Source organism: Aeromicrobium sp. YIM 150415 (genome assembly GCF_016918125.1).
Lineage (GTDB): Bacteria > Actinomycetota > Actinomycetes > Propionibacteriales > Nocardioidaceae > Aeromicrobium > Aeromicrobium piscarium.
Map to the genome: position 1 here is coordinate 204,326 of NZ_JAERWM010000010.1, position 16,139 is coordinate 220,464.

A 16,139-nucleotide genomic window follows, 5' to 3' on the forward strand; every position below is an offset into this window, starting at 1 on the left:
TGACCCGACAGCGGTCTCCCTCGTTCGACTCGCCTGCGGTCGCGGCGCGGTACATCCTGCGTCGCGATCACCAGCGGACCCGCGTGGGCGGTGAGCTGTCACGCACCAGACAGCCGCGGGTGCGTGATAGCTCACCGCCCGACGAGCTTCGGGACCTGGATACGGGATAACTCACCGCCCGTGGGAGAACCCTCAGTTCAGCGTGGGGTCGTCGGGGAAGGTCGCCCACAGGCGCAGCTCGTCGCGCTGACGACGCAGGACCTGCGCCCACAAGAGGTCCGGGCACGGTGAGACGACATCGTGGTCGCGCGCCTCGACGACGAGCCACGCGCCCTCATCGATCTCCTCCTCGAGCTGCCCGGCGGACCATCCGGCGTAACCGGCGAAGACACGGAGCCCACGCAGCACGCCATGGGCCGGCACCGGGCCGTCCAGATCGACCAGGCCGATATGTCCGGACATGTGCCGCCATCCCTGCGGCGGGACGTCGAACCCGTCGACGACCCCGACGGCCAGCGCGGAGTCCATCGCGACCGGGCCTCCGTCGAACAGACACCCGGGCGCGTCGACCGCTCCGCCCCATTCGGGCAGGACCTCCTCGACACCAGAGTCCAGCGGGCGGTTGACGATGACGCCCAGCGCACCCTCCTCGTCATGGTCGAGCAGAAACACGACGCTGCGGCGAAACGGCCCGTCATCGATCGCGGGCGTGGCGACGAGGAGCGAACCTCGCATGCTCACCGGTTCCATGCCCCCATGATGCCTCGTTCGATCACCCTCGCTCGCCGATCGACGCGCGCGACGGCGGGTCGGGAGATCGGAGAGGGCGGAGCCGTCGCCTATGATCGCGACCATGAGTGAACCCACGCTCCATGCCGAGGAGTTCACCGTCGACGAGCTCGCGCAGCGCGCCAATATGACGGTGCGCAATGTACGGGCCTACGCCAGCCGGGGTCTGATCGACCCCCCGCGGCTGGAAGGCCGCACCGGCTACTACACACTGGCGCACCTGCAGCGTCTGCAGTTGATCCGGCAGCTCCTGGACCGCGGCTTCACCCTCGCGGCCGTCGAGGACGCGATCCTGCGCTCGCCGACCACCGCTCCCGGCCACGCGCTCGAGTTGATGACGCTGCTCGAGACGGGCGACGACGCCGACGATCCCAGTGTGCTCATGCCCCGCGCCGACCTCGCGGCCCTGGCCGGGGTACCGCAGGACGACGAACTCATCGACGCCCTCGTCGATCTCGACCTCATCGAGAAGGTCGATGACACGATGCTGCGGATCCTCGACCCGGCGGTCGTCCGCCCCGGTGCCGCCGCTGTCGCCCTCGGCCTGTCGCCGGAGACGGTCATCGGCGCCGTGCCGCTGCTGCGCGAGCACCTCGGCGTGGCCGCCCGCTACCTGGTGCACCGCACGTCGGAGGAGATCGTCCAGCCCTTCCTCGACGAGGGCCTCCCCGAGCAGGACTGGCCGCGGGTGTTCGGCGCCGTCGAGGAGCTGCTGCCGATCGCGAGCCAGGTGATGCTCGCGATCTTCCGCTCCGAGCTGCGTGCCTCGATCGAGACCGAGATCGGCGACAAGCTGCAGCAGATGGGCGACTAGAACGACCATCGAGGGGTCAGATCGGTGGTCCGAGTAGGAAGCTCGCTTCCATCGCGGCTACGACCGTCGCGCGATGGCTCCATGCGAGCGACGCGTATCGAAACCGCCTCACCCGAGCGTGGCCTCGATACGCGGCTCGTTCCTCGCCGCTACTCGACCACCGAGGGCGGGGACCGGGGCATCGGTGATCGAGTAGGCACGGCGAGCCTCCAGCGCGGCTACGCCCCTTGGCTACTCGACCACCGACTGCTCGGGACCGGTGGTTGAGTAGCGACCGCGAGCTCTGCGAGCAGGACGCGTATCGGAACCACCCCAAACGCGGCCTGGCTACTCGACCACCGACGGCTCGGGATCGGGGATCGCGTTCCGAGAGTCTCCCGGCTAACCCCAGCTGACGTCGGCGGTGCTGTTGTTGACCAGCTCGATCCAGGACTTGCCGGGGGCGAGCTGGATCGCATTGCCCTCGCCGTCGGCCAACTGGATCTGCGATCCGTGGTCCTCCTTGGACCACGCGCCCTCGATGACCGAGCCGCCGGCGAACACCACGGCCCGTCCCTCGCCGACGAAGTCGGTCTCGGGCACCGGGTTGCCCGCGGGGTCGGTATAGCCGGCGTCCCGCTCATCGGCGAACAGCACGATCAGATTGCGTGCGGTGAACTCCGGATCCGCGATGCCATTGGAACGCGTCCAGCCGCCATCGCCGTGGGCCCACTCCGTCGTGTGGAACGGAGCGAAACGCACCGTGGCGGTCGTCGCCGCCGTCTCCGAGGAGGTCGCGTCCTCCTCGTTCTCGGCCCACGGCAGGTACGGGACGGTCGGGGCGATCGGGCCGAGGTCCCCGCTGATCTGCGCGAGATTCGCCAGCACGTTGTAGGGCGCAGCCTTGCCGGGCTGGCGGCTGAAGCCGCCGTTGCCGCCGTCCTCACTGACCACGGGCACCTCGGCCTGACGCATCCGGTCCATGGTCTGTCCGGCGCCGCCGGAGGCGACGACGTGCGCGTTGGCGGGCTTGGCGATACCGATATCGGTGGCGCGCAGCGAGCGCACGTGGCCCACTTCCTCGGGCATATCGGAGTAGAAGATCGCTGCGAGCCGGGTGGCGCCGCCCTCGACGGTCTCCTCGACCACGAGGTCGGCCCGATCGAGGCCGACCTGGGGAGCACCGGCCGACGTGTTGTCGATCTTGACCGCCAGCGGGGCGTTCTGAGGCAATCCGTCCTCGAGGCGCTCACCGGTCAGCGGAGAGGACTGCACGAGTTCGGATCCGTCCTTCTGATCCGGGTCGGGCTCGGAGTCGTCGCCGGACGAGCAGGCCGCCAGCAGCAGGGCAGCCGTCGACGCGGCGATCACAGCACGCAACTTCATAGGCGCCAGAATGCCGCACCCCTGGTGACGGATGCGGTAGCCGGTCGACTTTCAGGGGCGAGTGTCGGACCCTCCTGCCACGATGGGAGCCATGACCGAGGCCGGGCTGCAGCACCTGGGGTTCACGCCCGCCACCCAGGAGTGGTTCGCCGACTCCTTCGCCGCGCCTACCCCTGCGCAGCGTGGCGCGTGGGAGGCGATCGGGGCCGGTCAGCACACGCTCGTGGTCGCACCGACCGGCTCGGGCAAGACCCTCGCCGCCTTCCTCTCGGCCATCGACCGGCTGCTCCGGCCACGTCCCGACGATGCGCCCGCCGGTGTGCGCGTGCTGTACATCTCCCCGCTGAAGGCGCTCGCGGTCGATGTCGAGCGCAACCTGCGATCTCCGCTCGTGGGCATCTCCAATACCGCCGTGCGGCGCGGCGAGCCGTTCCGCGAGGTGACGGTGGGGCTCCGCTCGGGCGACACGCCTCCCTCGGAACGTCGCCGGCTGCAGTCGCACCCGCCCGATGTCCTCATCACCACGCCGGAGTCGCTGTTCCTGATGCTGACCGCATCGGTGCGCGAGACACTGCGCACGGTCGAGGTCGTCATCGTCGACGAGATCCATGCCGTCGCCGGCTCCAAGCGCGGCGCGCATCTCGCGCTCTCCCTGGAGCGGCTCGACTCGCTGCTCGAACGTCCGGCTCAGCGCATCGGCCTGAGTGCCACGGTGCGCCCCCACGACGAAGTCGCCCGCTTCCTCGGCGGTCAGTCCCCCGTCCGCCTCGTGGCGCCTGCATCACCCTCGCGCCTGGAGCTCGACATCGTGGTGCCGGTCGAGGACATGACCGAGATCGCGCCTCGCCACGAGACCGGGCCGCCGGAGGGCTCGGCCGCGCAATCGCTCCTCGACCCGGAGGCCGACCGTCAGGCCGGCAACACCATCTGGCCCCATGTCGAGGAGGCGGTGGTCGACCGAGTGCTCGAGGCCCGATCCACGATCGTGTTCGCCAATTCGCGCGGTGTCGCCGAGCGTCTCACCGCTCGGCTCAACGAGGTCTACGTCGAGCGGATCGAGGGCGAACGGATCGAGCCGGAGACCCGCAGTCCCGCACGCATGGGCGGATTGTCCGGGCAGTCGGACGGCGCGCCGCCCGCCTTCGCCCGCGCTCACCACGGATCGGTCAGCAAGGAGCAGCGCGCGCTCATCGAGGACGACCTCAAGTCCGGTCGGCTGCGCTGCGTCGTCGCCACCTCGAGCCTGGAGCTGGGCATCGACATGGGGGCGGTCGATCTCGTCATCCAGGTCTCCTCTCCCCCGTCCGTGGCCGCGGGCCTGCAGCGCGTGGGCCGGGCCGGACACCAGGTCGGGGAGGTCTCGCGCGGGTCGGTCTTCCCCACCAACCGGCACGATCTCCTCGCCGGCGCGGTGACGGCCGAACGCATGCGCGAAGGAGCGATCGAACGACTGCGCGTGCTGGCCAATCCTCTCGATCTCCTCGCCCAGCAGACGATCGCCGCGACGGCGCTCGAGCCCCTCGACGTCGAGGAGTGGTTCGATATCGTGCGGCGCAGCGCACCCTTCGCCGCACTGCCTCGCTCGGCCTTCGACGCCACGCTCGATCTCATCAGCGGCCGCTACCCCTCCGACGAGTTCGGCGAGCTACGGCCGCGGGTCGTCTGGGACCGCGACGCGGGCACGCTCACCGCAAGACCCGGGGCGCAGCGGTTGGCGGTGACCAGCGGCGGCACGATCCCCGATCGCGGCATGTTCAGCGTCGTCCTCGCGGGCGAGGACGACCGAGGAGGCCGCAAGGTCGGCGAACTCGACGAGGAGATGGTCTACGAGTCGCGCGTCAATGACGTGGTCGCGCTCGGTGCCACGAGCTGGCGGATCCAGGAGATCACCCACGATCGCGTCATCGTCACCCCGGCCTTCGGCCTGCCGGCCCGTCTCCCCTTCTGGCGCGGGGACGCGGTCGGGAGGCCCTACGAGCTGGGGGCGGCGATCGGCGCCTTCCTGCGGCGGCTCGAATCCGGCTCGGGTGCCGTCGACGCGGGCCTCGGCCTCGATGACAATGCCCGCGGCAATCTGAACGAGCTGGTGGCGGCGCAACGCGAGGCCACCGGCCGCGTGCCCACCGACACCACGCTGGTGGTCGAGCGGTTCCGCGACGAGCTAGGCGACTGGCGAGTGGTCCTCCTGTCGCCCTATGGCCGCTCGGTCCACGCACCGTGGGCGTTGGCCGTCGGCGCTCGGATCCAGGAGCAGTACGGGATCGATGGATCGGTCGTGGCCGGCGACGACGGCATCGTGGCTCGCGTACCCGATACCGACGCCGAACCGCCGGGGACGGAACTCTTCGTCTTCGAGCCCGATGATCTCGAGCGCATCGTCACCGAGGAGGTCGGCGGGTCAGCGTTGTTCGCCTCGCGCTTTCGCGAGTGCGCCGCCCGTGCCCTGCTGCTGCCTCGGCGTAATCCCGGTGCCCGTGCGCCGCTGTGGCAACAGCGGCAGCGGTCCGCACAGCTGCTCGACGTCGCCCGTAAACATCCGACCTTCCCGATCCTGCTGGAGACCGCTCGCGAGGTGTTGCAGGACGTCTACGATCTGCCGGCGCTCACCGGGCTGGCACGGAGCATCCAGAGCCGGGAGGTCGCAGTCGTCGATGTCATCACCGAGCGCGCCTCCCCCTTCGCGCAGACGCAGCTCTTCGGTTACGTGGGTGCCTTCCTGTACGACGGCGACCTTCCGCTCGCCGAGCGGCGAGCGGCCGCGCTCTCGCTCGACCCCGACCTCCTCGCCGAGCTGCTGGGCCGCACCGACCTGCGCGAGCTGCTCGATCCCGAGGTCGTCGCCACCACCGAACGCGAGTTGCAGCGACTCGTGCCCGAGCGCGCCGCACGATCGCTCGAGCACGTGGCAGACCTGGTCCGCACGATCGGCCCCCTCAGCGCCGAGGAGATCACCGCCCGCACGGACATCGAGCACCGCGGCGAGGTCTCCGACTGGCTGAGCTCCTTGCGCGATCAGCGGCGTCTCATCGAGGTACCGATCGCCGGGGAACCGCGCTGGGCGGCCGTCGAGGACGCCGCTCGATTGCGCGACGCGCTCGGCACAGCACTGCCGATGGGCATCGCAGCCGCGCATCTGGAGAGTCCGGAGGATCCGCTCGGCGACCTCGTGGCCCGCTACGCACGCACCCACGGTCCCTTCACCGCCGAGGGCGTCGCCGGCCGGTACGGTCTGGGACGCGCTGTCGCCGAGACGGCGCTCGCCCGGCTGGCCGAACACCGCAGAGTGGTGGCCGGTGAATTCGATCCGACCGCCTCAGGACGTGAGGAATGGGTCAACGCCGAGATCCTGCGTCGCTTGCGCGCGCGTTCCCTCGCCGCGGCCAGGCATCAGGTCGAACCGGTCGATCGGCAGACCTTCGCCCGCTTCCTGCCGGCCTGGCAGCAGGTCGGGTCACGTCATCGTGGCCCCGATGCGCTGCTGGCAGCGATCGATCAGCTGGCCGGCGTGCCGATCCCCGCCTCGGCCTGGGAGACCCTCGTCCTGCCTCAGCGGGTGGCCGACTATCAGCCGCCGATGCTCGATGAGCTCCTCGCCTCCGGAGAGGTCTGGTGGTCCGGTGCCGGGACCCTTGCCGGCAATGACGGGTGGGTACGGATCTTCCCCGCAGACGTCGACCCGGTCGCCGAGCCGGCGGCCGATGCCCCGGCAGCGGACTCGATGGCGGGTCGACTGCTCTCCGCGATGCGCGGATCCGGAGCCTTCCTATTCGGGCAGTTGCACGATCTCGTTGATACCTCCGAGGACGAATCGCTCGTCGACGCCCTCTGGCAGTTGACGTGGTCGGGCGCAGTCTCCAATGACACCTTCGCCCCGATCCGCGCGCTGCTGCGTGGAGGGGGTGCCCACCGCGGTCAGCGGCCGCCGCCGCGGGCTCGCCTCCATCGAGGGCGGCGCGTCCGTCCGACGCGTCCGGTCTTACCGCCGGTCGCCGCGGGCCGGTGGTTCGCCCTCGAGCCGTCCGCCGAGAGCACCCAGGCGGCCCTGCTGCGCACCGAGCTCGCGCTCGGCCGCCACGGCATCATCACTAAGGGAGCGGTCGCCGCCGAGCAGCAGCCGGGCGGGTTCGCGGCGATGTATCGCGTGCTGCGAGAGCTCGAACAGTCGGGAGGCGCCTTGCGCGGGTACTTCGTCGACGGCCTCGGCGGCGCTCAGTTCGCTGCCAACGGGGCCATCGACCGGCTCCGTTCGCTGCAACGCGATGACGACGAGCCCAGCGATGACGATGCGGTCGTCCTCGCCGCCACCGACCCGGCCAACCCCTATGGTGCCGCTCTCCCCTGGCCCGAGCGGGAGCTCGGCCATCGTCCGGGACGCAAGGCGGGGTCGATCGTGGTGCTCCACGACGGTGCGCTCGTGTTCTTCCTCGAACGAGGAGGTAAGACGATGCTGACCTTCACCGACGACCCCGAGCGCCTCGAGCGCGCAGCCCAGTCCTTCGTCGCCACTGCGCGACGGCTGCGTCTCGGACGGTTCACCGTCCAGACCGCCGACGGCGAGCCGGTGGCCTCCACGCCGGCCGGCGGCGCGCTCGCCGCCGCGGGCTTCGAGGCGCATCTGAAGGGTCTGCGATTCGATGCCTGAGGGCGACACCGTCTGGCGCACAGCGCACCATCTCCATGCGGCCTTCGCCGGCACTGAGCTGACCGTCACCGACTTCCGGGTCCCGGCCTACGCGACCGTCGACCTACGAGGGCAGCGCGTGGAGGACGTGGTCAGCCGCGGCAAGCACCTGCTGCTGCGGACACCGGAATACGTGGTGCATTCGCATCTGAAGATGGAGGGCGCCTGGCATCTGTACCGGCTGCCACGGCCCCGGTGGCGCCGCCCGGCACACTCGGCGCGTGCCGTGCTGGAGAATGCCGACTGGCAGGCAGTCGGGTTCTCGCTGGGGCTCCTGGAGGTGCTCCCGCGCGAACGCGAACTGGACGCGATCGGGTATCTCGGGCCCGATCTGCTCGGCGAGCGCTTCGATGTCACGGACGCAGTCGAACGCCTCGGGCGCGATCCGCTGCGTCCGGTGTTCCTCGCGCTGCTCGACCAGCGCAATCTCGCGGGTCTGGGCAATGAGTACGTCAACGAGCTGCTGTTCATGCGGCGCGTCGCCCCGACCTGTCCCGTCGGCGAGGTCGATGACCTCACGGGCCTCGTCGCGCTGGCTCAACGCGTGATCGGCGCGAACGCCCGCAGGGTCGAGCGCTCCTTCACCGGCAGCACCCGGAACGGCGAGGAACGCTGGGTCTACCGACGAGCCGGGCTGCCCTGTCGCCGGTGCGGCACGCCGATCGCCGAGGGCGACTACGGTGACGCCCCCACCCGCGAGCGCATCTGCTTCTGGTGTCCGAACTGCCAGGCCGAGCGAGACCCTCACGCATCGGTGATTGAGTAGCGCAGGTCGCTCAGCGACCGGAGCGTATCGAAATCACTCCCGCCGATCAGCCCGCGGCGACTCCCTCGCGGGCCGGCAGCTCGCGCCGGCTCACCCAGACCATCTCCTCGTCGAGATCGGTGGTCCGCGCGTCCCACGCGTCCAGGAACCAGTTCTGCCGGATCTTCCACGGCTTACGGGAGCCGGCCTGCGGGAGCTTGTCGGCGACGCGCTGGATGTAGCCGGAATCGAGGTCGAGGATCGGCGCCGAAGGTCCGCTCTCGCCCTCGGGGTTGGGCATGCCGTAGGCGTAGCCGTTCGCGTCGAGGTGGTTGAGAAAGCGTGCGACGTATTTCCACGTCAGATCGGCGCGCAGCGTCCACGAGGCGTTCGTGTATCCGACGCACCAGGCCAGATTCGGCAGGCCGCTGAACATCAGGCCCTTGTAGGTGTAGACATCGTGCGGGTCGATGGCACGCCCGTCGACCGAGATGTCGATCGAGCCCATCGCGACCAGCTGCAGACCGGTCGCGGTGACGACGACATCGGCATCGAGATGCTCGCCGGAGGCCAGGGCGATGCCCTTGGGCGTGAACTCCTCGATGTGGTCGGTGACGATCTCTCCCTTGCCTTCACGCACGACCCGCCACAGGTCCCCGCCGGGCACCACGCAGAGCCGCTGGTCCCAGGGCTTGTAACGCGGGGTGAGGCTGACCGGATCGACGCTGGGCGCCTGACGCTGGGCAAGGCCGAGCAGGATCTTGCGCGCCAGCGCCGGGAAGGCCCGGCAGAAGACGTAGAAGCCCACGGTCATCACGGCGTACCTCAGCCGCGTCGCCTGGTGCACGATGCTCTTCGGCAGCACCCGGCGAGCGATATTCGCCACCGGGTCCTTACCCGGCTGCGAGAGGATGTAGGTGGGCGATCGCTGCAGCATCGTCACCTTGGCGGCATCGCGCGCCATCGACGGGAGCAACGTGATCGCCGTGGCACCCGAGCCGATGATGACGACATTCTTGTTCGTGTAGTCGAGATCTTCGGGCCAAAACTGCGGGTGGACGACCTCACCCTCGTAGTTCTCGAGGCCGGGGAAGTCCGGGGTGTAGCCCTCGTCGTAGCTGTAGTACCCGCTGCAGAGGTAGAGGAACGAGGCCTCGGTGGTCTCGGTGGTGCCGTCGGACAGGCGCGAGGTGACCGTCCAGGTGGCGTCCTCGCTGGACCAGTCGGCGGTCAGCACCCGGCGCCCGAAACGGATGTGCCGGTCGATGCCGTTCTCGCGCGCGGTGTCGGCGATGTACTGGCGGATGTCACCGCCGTCGGCGATCGCCTTCTCATTGGTCCACGGACGGAACGGGTAGCTGAGCGTGTACATGTCGGAGTCCGACCGCACGCCCGGGTACCGGAACAGGTCCCAGGTGCCACCGGTCCGTTCGCGCTGCTCGACGATGGCGTAGGTCTTGCCGGGGCTCATCTGCTGCAGGCGGTAGGCGGCTCCGATCCCCGAGAGGCCGGCGCCGACGATCAGGACGTCCACGCGGTCTGTGCTCATGTGCCTCGTTCTCCCTCCACGGGGTCCGATCCATCGGACTTATGTGACATCGTCAATGTCACGTTAACAGATACCGAGAGTATCGGGAAGTCCTTCGATGTGGCCCGCGATGACCCCTCAGTGCCTAGGATGTGCACATGACGACGGCAACGGAACCCACTACGCCGGAAGGCGGCGCCGCGGTGGAGAGCTCCTCGCGGCCCGGCGGGCACCGCGTACTCGGCGCCTTCCTGGCGATCGCCGGCGCGATCGGCGTGCTGGCGTCGTCGATCCTCACGATCGACAAGATCACCTTGCTGCAGTCCCAGGTCGATGGCGAGGACCTGAGCCTGGGATGCGATCTCAGCGCCTTCGTCAGCTGCAGCGGCGTCATCGCCTCCGATCAGGCCTCGGCCTTCGGTTTCCCCAACCCGTTGATCGGCATCGCCGGATTCGCCGTCGTCACCACACTGGGCGTGCTGCTGGCCTCGGGCACGCGACTGCCCGGCTGGGTGTGGGGAGGCCTGCAGGTCGGCGTGATCTTCGGCATCGGGTTCGTGACCTGGTTGCAGTACCAGAGCATCTTCAATATCGGCAAGCTCTGCCCGTGGTGCATGGTGGTCTGGGCGGTCATGATCCCGACCTTCGTCCTGGTCACCGCCCGCAACGTCCCCGGGCGCTTCCTGCGCAACTGGTCGGGGTTGATCATCGCGCTGTGGTACATCGCGCTCGCCGCGACCATCTTCTTCGTCTTCGGCGACACCCTCTGGGCCTGATCATCCGGCCCAGCTCCGCGACCGGCGCGGATCTCGGGCGCCGGGTAGCGTCGAGCCGGTGACCGCTGAACCCCGTCGTCTCCCCTCGCTCATCGTCGCCACGGTGCTCGCGATCGTCATCGCGCTGAGTCAGCTGCCGGCGATCCTCCCGTCCTCCTGGCTGCAGCCGCTGCTGGCTTCGCCGTGGTCGCAGTACGGCATCGTCTCGATCTCGGTGGCACGCGACGAGCTCGGCGGGTGGGTGGTGCTGCTGGCGATCGTCGCGGCACTTCTGGCCTGGAGAGCGCTCCGCGCGCGCCGGTCCCTCGTGCGGAGGTCGGTGGGTGCCGTGGCCGGCCTCGCTCTTCTGGCATCAGCCGTCACCTCGGGGCTGCTCCTCTACACCTCGATCGACCAGGGAGCGGGCTTCCGCCCCTTCGCGCCGCTGGTCCCGACCGCCGGTGGCCACGGTGGTCCCGATGAGACGCTCACCGTCGGGAGCGCCGATGGCGAGGCTCTCCGCGCCGACCTGTACCGTCCCTCCGGCGACGAGGACGCCCCGGTCGTGCTCTACATCCATGGTGGCGGTTTCGACGGCGGTGCCCGCAATCCGAATGCTCTCAACCGCTACCTGGCCGATCGCGGCTACGCGGTGCTCGATGTCGACTACCGGCTGGCGCGGCCGGATCGACCGACCTGGGATCTCGCCACGGCTGATATCGGCTGCGCGCTCTCGTGGTTGGGACGCGAGGGGCCGGCCTTCGGGCTCGACACCGACCGGGTCGCCCTGCTGGGCGAGTCGGCGGGCGGCAATCTCGCGCTCAACGCCGCCTATCGGAGCCAGTCCGGCGATCTCGAACCCTCATGCGGATCGGCGGACGACCTTCCCCAGGTGAGCGCGGTGATCGGCGGCTATCCCGTCGTCGACCTCGCCGGTGATGAGGCGCGGACCGGTCTCGGCCGGCTGATGGGCGAGGTCTACATCGGCGGCGCTCCCGATGAGTTCCCCGACCGCTATGCGGCCATCGATCCGGCCTCGCACGTCGCGGCCGACTCCCCACCGACCCTCGTCTATCACGGCACGCGCGACCATCTCGTCCTTCCGGGACCGGTGGAGGACTTCGTAGCGAGGATCCGCGAAGCGGGGGTGACGACGCGGTACACCGCGATCCCCGCCACGGACCACGGCGCCGGGAGTCTGCTCGGCACGTCGACATGGGGCACGGGCATCATCCAGGCGGTCGTCGTGCAATGGCTCGACGACCACGTGGCCTGAGCGTCTGGTCAAGTACCGTCGCCGATCATCCGGATCAGCAGCGCGATCATGAGGTCCTTCTCCCGCGGATCGCTCATGGCGACCAGGAGCGTGAGGGCGGTAGGTACCCGGCGAGCACATCGGCGACTCCGGCCACCAGTTGGTCACTGGAACGACCGAGGATCCGCACGATGGAGCCGAGCTGTTCCAGCCGCTGCTCGTTGATCGCATAGCCCCGCACCAGGTAGTCGCGCAGACGTTCGGTCGCCCAGATGCGGAACTGCGTGGCGACTTTGCTCTTGACCCGGTAGCCGACCGAGATGATGACATCGAGGTTGTAATGGGTCACCTTCCGCTGGACGGTGCGTGTGCCCTCTTGTCGAACCCGTAAGAAATCCTTACAGGTTGCCGCCGGATCGATCTCGCCTTCGTCGAACACATGGCGCAGATGCATCGTGATGTTCTCGCGCGACGTCCCGAAGAGGTCCGCGATCTGCTGTTGATTCAGCCAGACGGTCTCCTCATCGAGCCGCACCTCCAACGCCGGCACGCCGTCGTCGCGCTGGTAGAGCAGTACCTCCCCGGACGGTTGCTCAGTCATCACCCACTCGCCTTCTGTGCCTCGATCGCCGTGCTTCGTCGCTACAAGGACAACCTATCGCCGGCCACCGACATGTTGCGGTCGGGCGCGATTCACTCTGCCTGATTCACGGCATTACCCGGCACCCCGGACACAGCACGGCACCCCACCTCGCAAGGAGGTGGGGTGCCGGGTAATGCCGTGGAGCTGCCGGGATCCCCGGCTCGCAGAGCTCGCCGTGGGCCCACTCGATTCACTCTGCCTGATTCACGATGGGACACAGCACCCCGGACACAGCACAGCACCCCACCTCACGAGGAAGTGGGGCGCTGTGTCCCATCGTGGAGCTGCCGGGAATCGAACCCGGGTCCTCTGGCGCTGAGCTAGGTCTTCTCCGGGTGCAGTTTGTCGGTAGTCGTTTTCTCAGCCCCGGTGCTCGGACAAACACGTCACCGACGGGCTCAGCCGTACTTGAGTCCCGATCACCGCCTACGGCAGGCAGTGATCAGCAAGTCCCCTTGATGAGACAGACGATCCGGAACGGGGACGCTCCCGGGTCTGCCCTTCACCAATCGCTGTCAGGCAGCGAGGGCGAAGTCAGTGCGCTTGGAATCGGCACTTATTGGTTTGCAACGATCGTTTAAGAGATGACGTTGCCTTCTCTACCCGCTTCTCCTAGGTCGAACGACCACAGTCGAAACCGATCAGCCCCTCTTGAGTTATCAACACCGGCGAACCGGCTCTCCTAGTCTACAACCCACGGCGTGCGCCGACTATTCCTCACCCGGCTGGACTCGGTCCGCGCGTCCCGGTGTCCGTACGAGTGCGGCCGAGACCATCGCACCGGCGACGAGCAGTCCCGCGCACACCACGATCCCCGCCCGGAAGCCCGGGGCGAAGACCTCCGGGCGGGCGAAGTCCGGGCCGGCGATCCCCACGAGCGGTGGGATCGCGGCCACCGCCAGCAGGCCTGCGGTGCGCGAGACCGCGTTATTGATGCCAGAAGCGATGCCCGTCTGATCCGGCGGTGCCGAGGCGAGAACCGCGGTCGTCAGTGGGGCGACGAGAGTCGTCAAGCCTACGCCGAACACGACAGTGCCCGGAAGCACCTCTGTCAGCAGGTCAGCATCGCGGCCGATCCGCAGATAGAGCAAGAGCCCGCATGCCGCCACCAGCGGGCCGACGGTCATCGGCAGCCGCGGACCGATCCGCGAGCCGATCTCACCGGCGGTGGCTGAGAACAACAGCATGAGGATCGTCACCGGGAGGGTCGCCAGCCCCGCCCGCAGCGGTGTGTAGCCGGCGACATACTGCAGGTGCAGCACGAGCAGGAACATCGAGCCGCTCAACGCCGCATAGATCGCGAAGGTGGACAGATTGGCGGCCGCGAAGACACGGTCGGCGAACAGCGTCATCGGCACGAGCGGTGCGGGCGCCCGCACCTGGTGCCAGACGAAGACCATGAGGACGATCACGCCGACACCGACGAGCCACCAGTTCTGGTCGACGAACCCGAAAGTCAGCGCCGAGAGACTGACGATCGTCAACGCCGCACCGGCGAGATCCAACCGTGAGACGCCGCCGCGTGACTCCGGGACGTGGCGCAGAGTGATCGCGACGACCACGACCGCCAGCGGTACGTTGACCCAGAAGACCGAGCGCCAGCCGACCGCGTCCACGAGCCATCCGCCGAGCAGCGGTCCGATCGCGGTCGTCACGCCCGACAGCCCAGACCACAGGCCGATCGCCTTTCCCCGGTCGTCGGGATGGATCGAGGCGGTGATGATCGCGAGGCTCCCCGGCGTCAGCAGCGCCCCGCCGATGCCCTGCAGCGCTCGCGCGAGCACCAGGACGTCGGCCGACCACGCCAGAGCGCACAGCACGGACGCCGTCGCGAACAGCATGGTGCCGACCACGAACACCCGGCGCCTGCCCCAGCTGTCACCCAACGACCCGCCGACCAGGATGAGTCCGGCGAGCATCAGCGTGTAGCCGTTGACCACCCACTGGAGCCCCGCTACGCCCGCGTCCAGCTCGCGGTCGATCGCCGGCAGTGCGAGCGAGACGATCGAACCGTCGAGGAAGACGATGCCCGAGCCGAGGACCATCGCGGCGACGAGCCACCGGCCCTGGGCCGATGCGAGCCTCATGGGTCGATATCGAAGAGATCGGCGCCGTTACCCCAGAGCACTGCCCGCATCCAGTCATCGCCGAGGCCGAGACGATCGAGTGCCTCGATCTGGTGGGCGTAGGCGTAGGGGATGTTCGGGAAATCGGTGCCGAACAGGATCCGGTCACGGAGCGCGTCGAGCCGTGGGACCACTCCGTCGGGGATCTGCCGGTCGGTGAAGAAGTCGACGAAGGTCATCGTGGTGTCGAGACGAATCTCGTCGTACCGCTCCGCGAGGTCCAGGAACTCGTGGACCTCCGGCATGCCGAGGTGAGCGATGATCAGCTTCAGCCGGGGATATCGCTCGAGCACGGCTGCCACTCCCGCCGGTCCCGTATGAGGCCCGGGCGCGGGTCCAGATCCGGCGTGCAGCACGATCGGAGTTCCCGACGCCTCCAGCTCCGTCCACACCGGGTCCAGGAGCGGATCGTCGGCCGCGAACTCACCGACCTGCAGATGGGCCTTGAACACGCGTACCCCCGCCTCGATCAGCTCGGGCACATAGCCGGCCGCCTCGGGCTCGGGGTAGAAGGTGCCCGACCACAGGCTGTCGGGCACCTGTCGCGCGAAGTCTCGGTTCCAGTCGTTCATGAACTCCGCGACGCCCGCTTTGTGGGCGTACGACAGAGCGCCGAAGGCCTTGACCCGCATCGAGCGGAGACGTTCCACCCGCTCCTCATCGCTCCACCGATAGGTGATCGGCCACGGGCGACCCAGTAAAGGCCCGGCCGCGTCGAAATAGGCCCAGACCTTCTTCAGCACCTGAGGCGCCATGAAGTGCACGTGCACATCGACGATGCCCGGCAGCCCGAGAGCGTCGAGATACGCCGCAACGTCCTCGTCGCGCATCACATGCCCTTGAACTTGCGCCCGAACTCCCGCTCCACATCGCGCTTCGCCTGGCGCTCGGCGATCGCCTGGCGCTTGTCGTACTCCTTCTTGCCTCGGGCCAGCGCGATCTCGACCTTGGCCCGGCCGTCCTTGAAGTACAGCGAGAGCGGCACGAGGGTCAGGCCCTTGGCCTGGGTGCGCTGCTCGATCTTGTCGATCTCGGAACGGTGCAGCAGCATCTTGCGCCGGCGGCGCGTCTCATGGTTGGTCCAGGTGCCGTTGTCGTACTGCGGGATATGCACCTGCAGCAGCCAGGCCTCGCCGTTCTCGATGTCACCGAACCCGTCGACCAGCGACGCACGACCGGCCCGCAGCGACTTGACCTCGGTTCCGGTCAGCACCAAGCCCGCTTCGAAGGTGTCCTCGATGTGGTAGTCGTGACGTGCCTTCTTGTTCTGCGCGATCAGCTTGCGACCGGTCTCCTTGGCCATACCCACCATTCTCTCAGAGAGGCCCAGGCCGCGAAGCCCGCCTCACCACGAAGACCTCGGCGGCGAGCATGGGGCCTGGATCGCTCGCTACCTACCCCCACCCGAGGGCGGTGAGCGGTCAACCACCGGGAGCCG

At 68.7% G+C, this 16,139-nt stretch carries 12 protein-coding genes and 1 other RNA gene; 5 read left to right on the forward strand and 8 right to left on the reverse strand.

Annotated elements, in window-relative coordinates; genetic code table 11:
• Nucleotides 1-192 precede the first annotated feature (192 nt).
• Nucleotides 193-750 carry a YqgE/AlgH family protein gene (locus tag JL108_RS06710; protein WP_143914476.1) on the reverse strand — a complete coding sequence of 186 codons (558 nt, stop codon included), beginning with the start codon at nt 748-750 and terminating at the stop codon, nt 193-195.
• A gap of 103 nt (nt 751-853) precedes the next feature.
• On the opposite strand from JL108_RS06710, the gene JL108_RS06715 reads away from it, so the two are divergent.
• A complete protein-coding gene (locus JL108_RS06715) occupies nt 854-1,603 on the forward strand; it encodes a MerR family transcriptional regulator (RefSeq protein ID WP_185973183.1) in 750 nt (249 codons plus the stop codon).
• Between the two features lie 381 nt (nt 1,604-1,984).
• On the opposite strand, the gene JL108_RS06720 is transcribed toward JL108_RS06715, so the two are convergent.
• Nucleotides 1,985-2,968: a DUF3048 domain-containing protein gene (locus JL108_RS06720; protein WP_205197598.1), complete on the reverse strand. Its 984-nt coding sequence runs from the start codon at nt 2,966-2,968 to the stop codon at nt 1,985-1,987.
• Between the two features lie 91 nt (nt 2,969-3,059).
• Here JL108_RS06720 and JL108_RS06725 point away from each other — a divergent pair, with 91 nt between their 5' ends.
• Both JL108_RS06725 and JL108_RS06730 read left to right on the forward strand, forming a co-directional pair.
• Complete coding sequence (locus JL108_RS06725) at nt 3,060-7,610, forward strand: ATP-dependent helicase (RefSeq protein ID WP_205197599.1); 4,551 nt, start codon at nt 3,060-3,062, stop codon at nt 7,608-7,610.
• The gene (locus JL108_RS06730) at nt 7,603-8,415 is read left to right on the forward strand and encodes a DNA-formamidopyrimidine glycosylase family protein (RefSeq protein ID WP_205197600.1); all 813 of its coding nucleotides are present in this window, start codon (nt 7,603-7,605) and stop codon (nt 8,413-8,415) included. The genes JL108_RS06725 and JL108_RS06730 overlap by 8 nt, the downstream gene beginning before the upstream one ends.
• 46 nt (nt 8,416-8,461) lie before the next feature.
• Here the strand turns inward: JL108_RS06730 and JL108_RS06735 are convergent, their stop codons facing one another.
• Nucleotides 8,462-9,943: an NAD(P)/FAD-dependent oxidoreductase gene (locus JL108_RS06735; protein WP_205197601.1), complete on the reverse strand. Its 1,482-nt coding sequence runs from the start codon at nt 9,941-9,943 to the stop codon at nt 8,462-8,464.
• A gap of 137 nt (nt 9,944-10,080) precedes the next feature.
• On the opposite strand from JL108_RS06735, the gene JL108_RS06740 reads away from it, so the two are divergent.
• Both JL108_RS06740 and JL108_RS19810 read left to right on the forward strand, forming a co-directional pair.
• Nucleotides 10,081-10,698: a vitamin K epoxide reductase family protein gene (locus tag JL108_RS06740; RefSeq protein ID WP_205197602.1), complete on the forward strand. Its 618-nt coding sequence runs from the start codon at nt 10,081-10,083 to the stop codon at nt 10,696-10,698.
• Between the two features lie 58 nt (nt 10,699-10,756).
• Nucleotides 10,757-11,953: an alpha/beta hydrolase gene (locus tag JL108_RS19810; protein WP_205197603.1), complete on the forward strand. Its 1,197-nt coding sequence runs from the start codon at nt 10,757-10,759 to the stop codon at nt 11,951-11,953.
• Nucleotides 11,954-12,026: 73 nt separating this feature from the next.
• On the opposite strand, the gene JL108_RS06750 is transcribed toward JL108_RS19810, so the two are convergent.
• From JL108_RS06750 to smpB, 5 genes are all read right to left on the reverse strand, one after another.
• Nucleotides 12,027-12,533, reverse strand: a complete 507-nt coding sequence (locus tag JL108_RS06750; RefSeq protein WP_205197604.1) for a virulence RhuM family protein — start codon at nt 12,531-12,533, stop codon at nt 12,027-12,029.
• Nucleotides 12,534-12,851: 318 nt separating this feature from the next.
• Nucleotides 12,852-13,224, reverse strand: a transfer-messenger RNA (tmRNA) gene (gene ssrA, locus JL108_RS06755).
• Between the two features lie 61 nt (nt 13,225-13,285).
• Nucleotides 13,286-14,662 (reverse strand): MFS transporter, encoded by a 1,377-nt coding sequence (locus tag JL108_RS06760; protein ID WP_205197605.1) that lies wholly within the window; start codon nt 14,660-14,662, stop codon nt 13,286-13,288.
• A complete protein-coding gene (locus JL108_RS06765) occupies nt 14,659-15,531 on the reverse strand; it encodes an amidohydrolase family protein (protein WP_205197606.1) in 873 nt (290 codons plus the stop codon). The genes JL108_RS06760 and JL108_RS06765 overlap by 4 nt, the downstream gene beginning before the upstream one ends.
• On the reverse strand, nt 15,531-16,004 hold the full coding sequence (gene smpB, locus JL108_RS06770) for an SsrA-binding protein SmpB (protein WP_087624363.1): 474 nt from the start codon (nt 16,002-16,004) through the stop codon (nt 15,531-15,533). The genes JL108_RS06765 and smpB overlap by 1 nt, the downstream gene beginning before the upstream one ends.
• Nucleotides 16,005-16,139 lie beyond the last annotated feature (135 nt).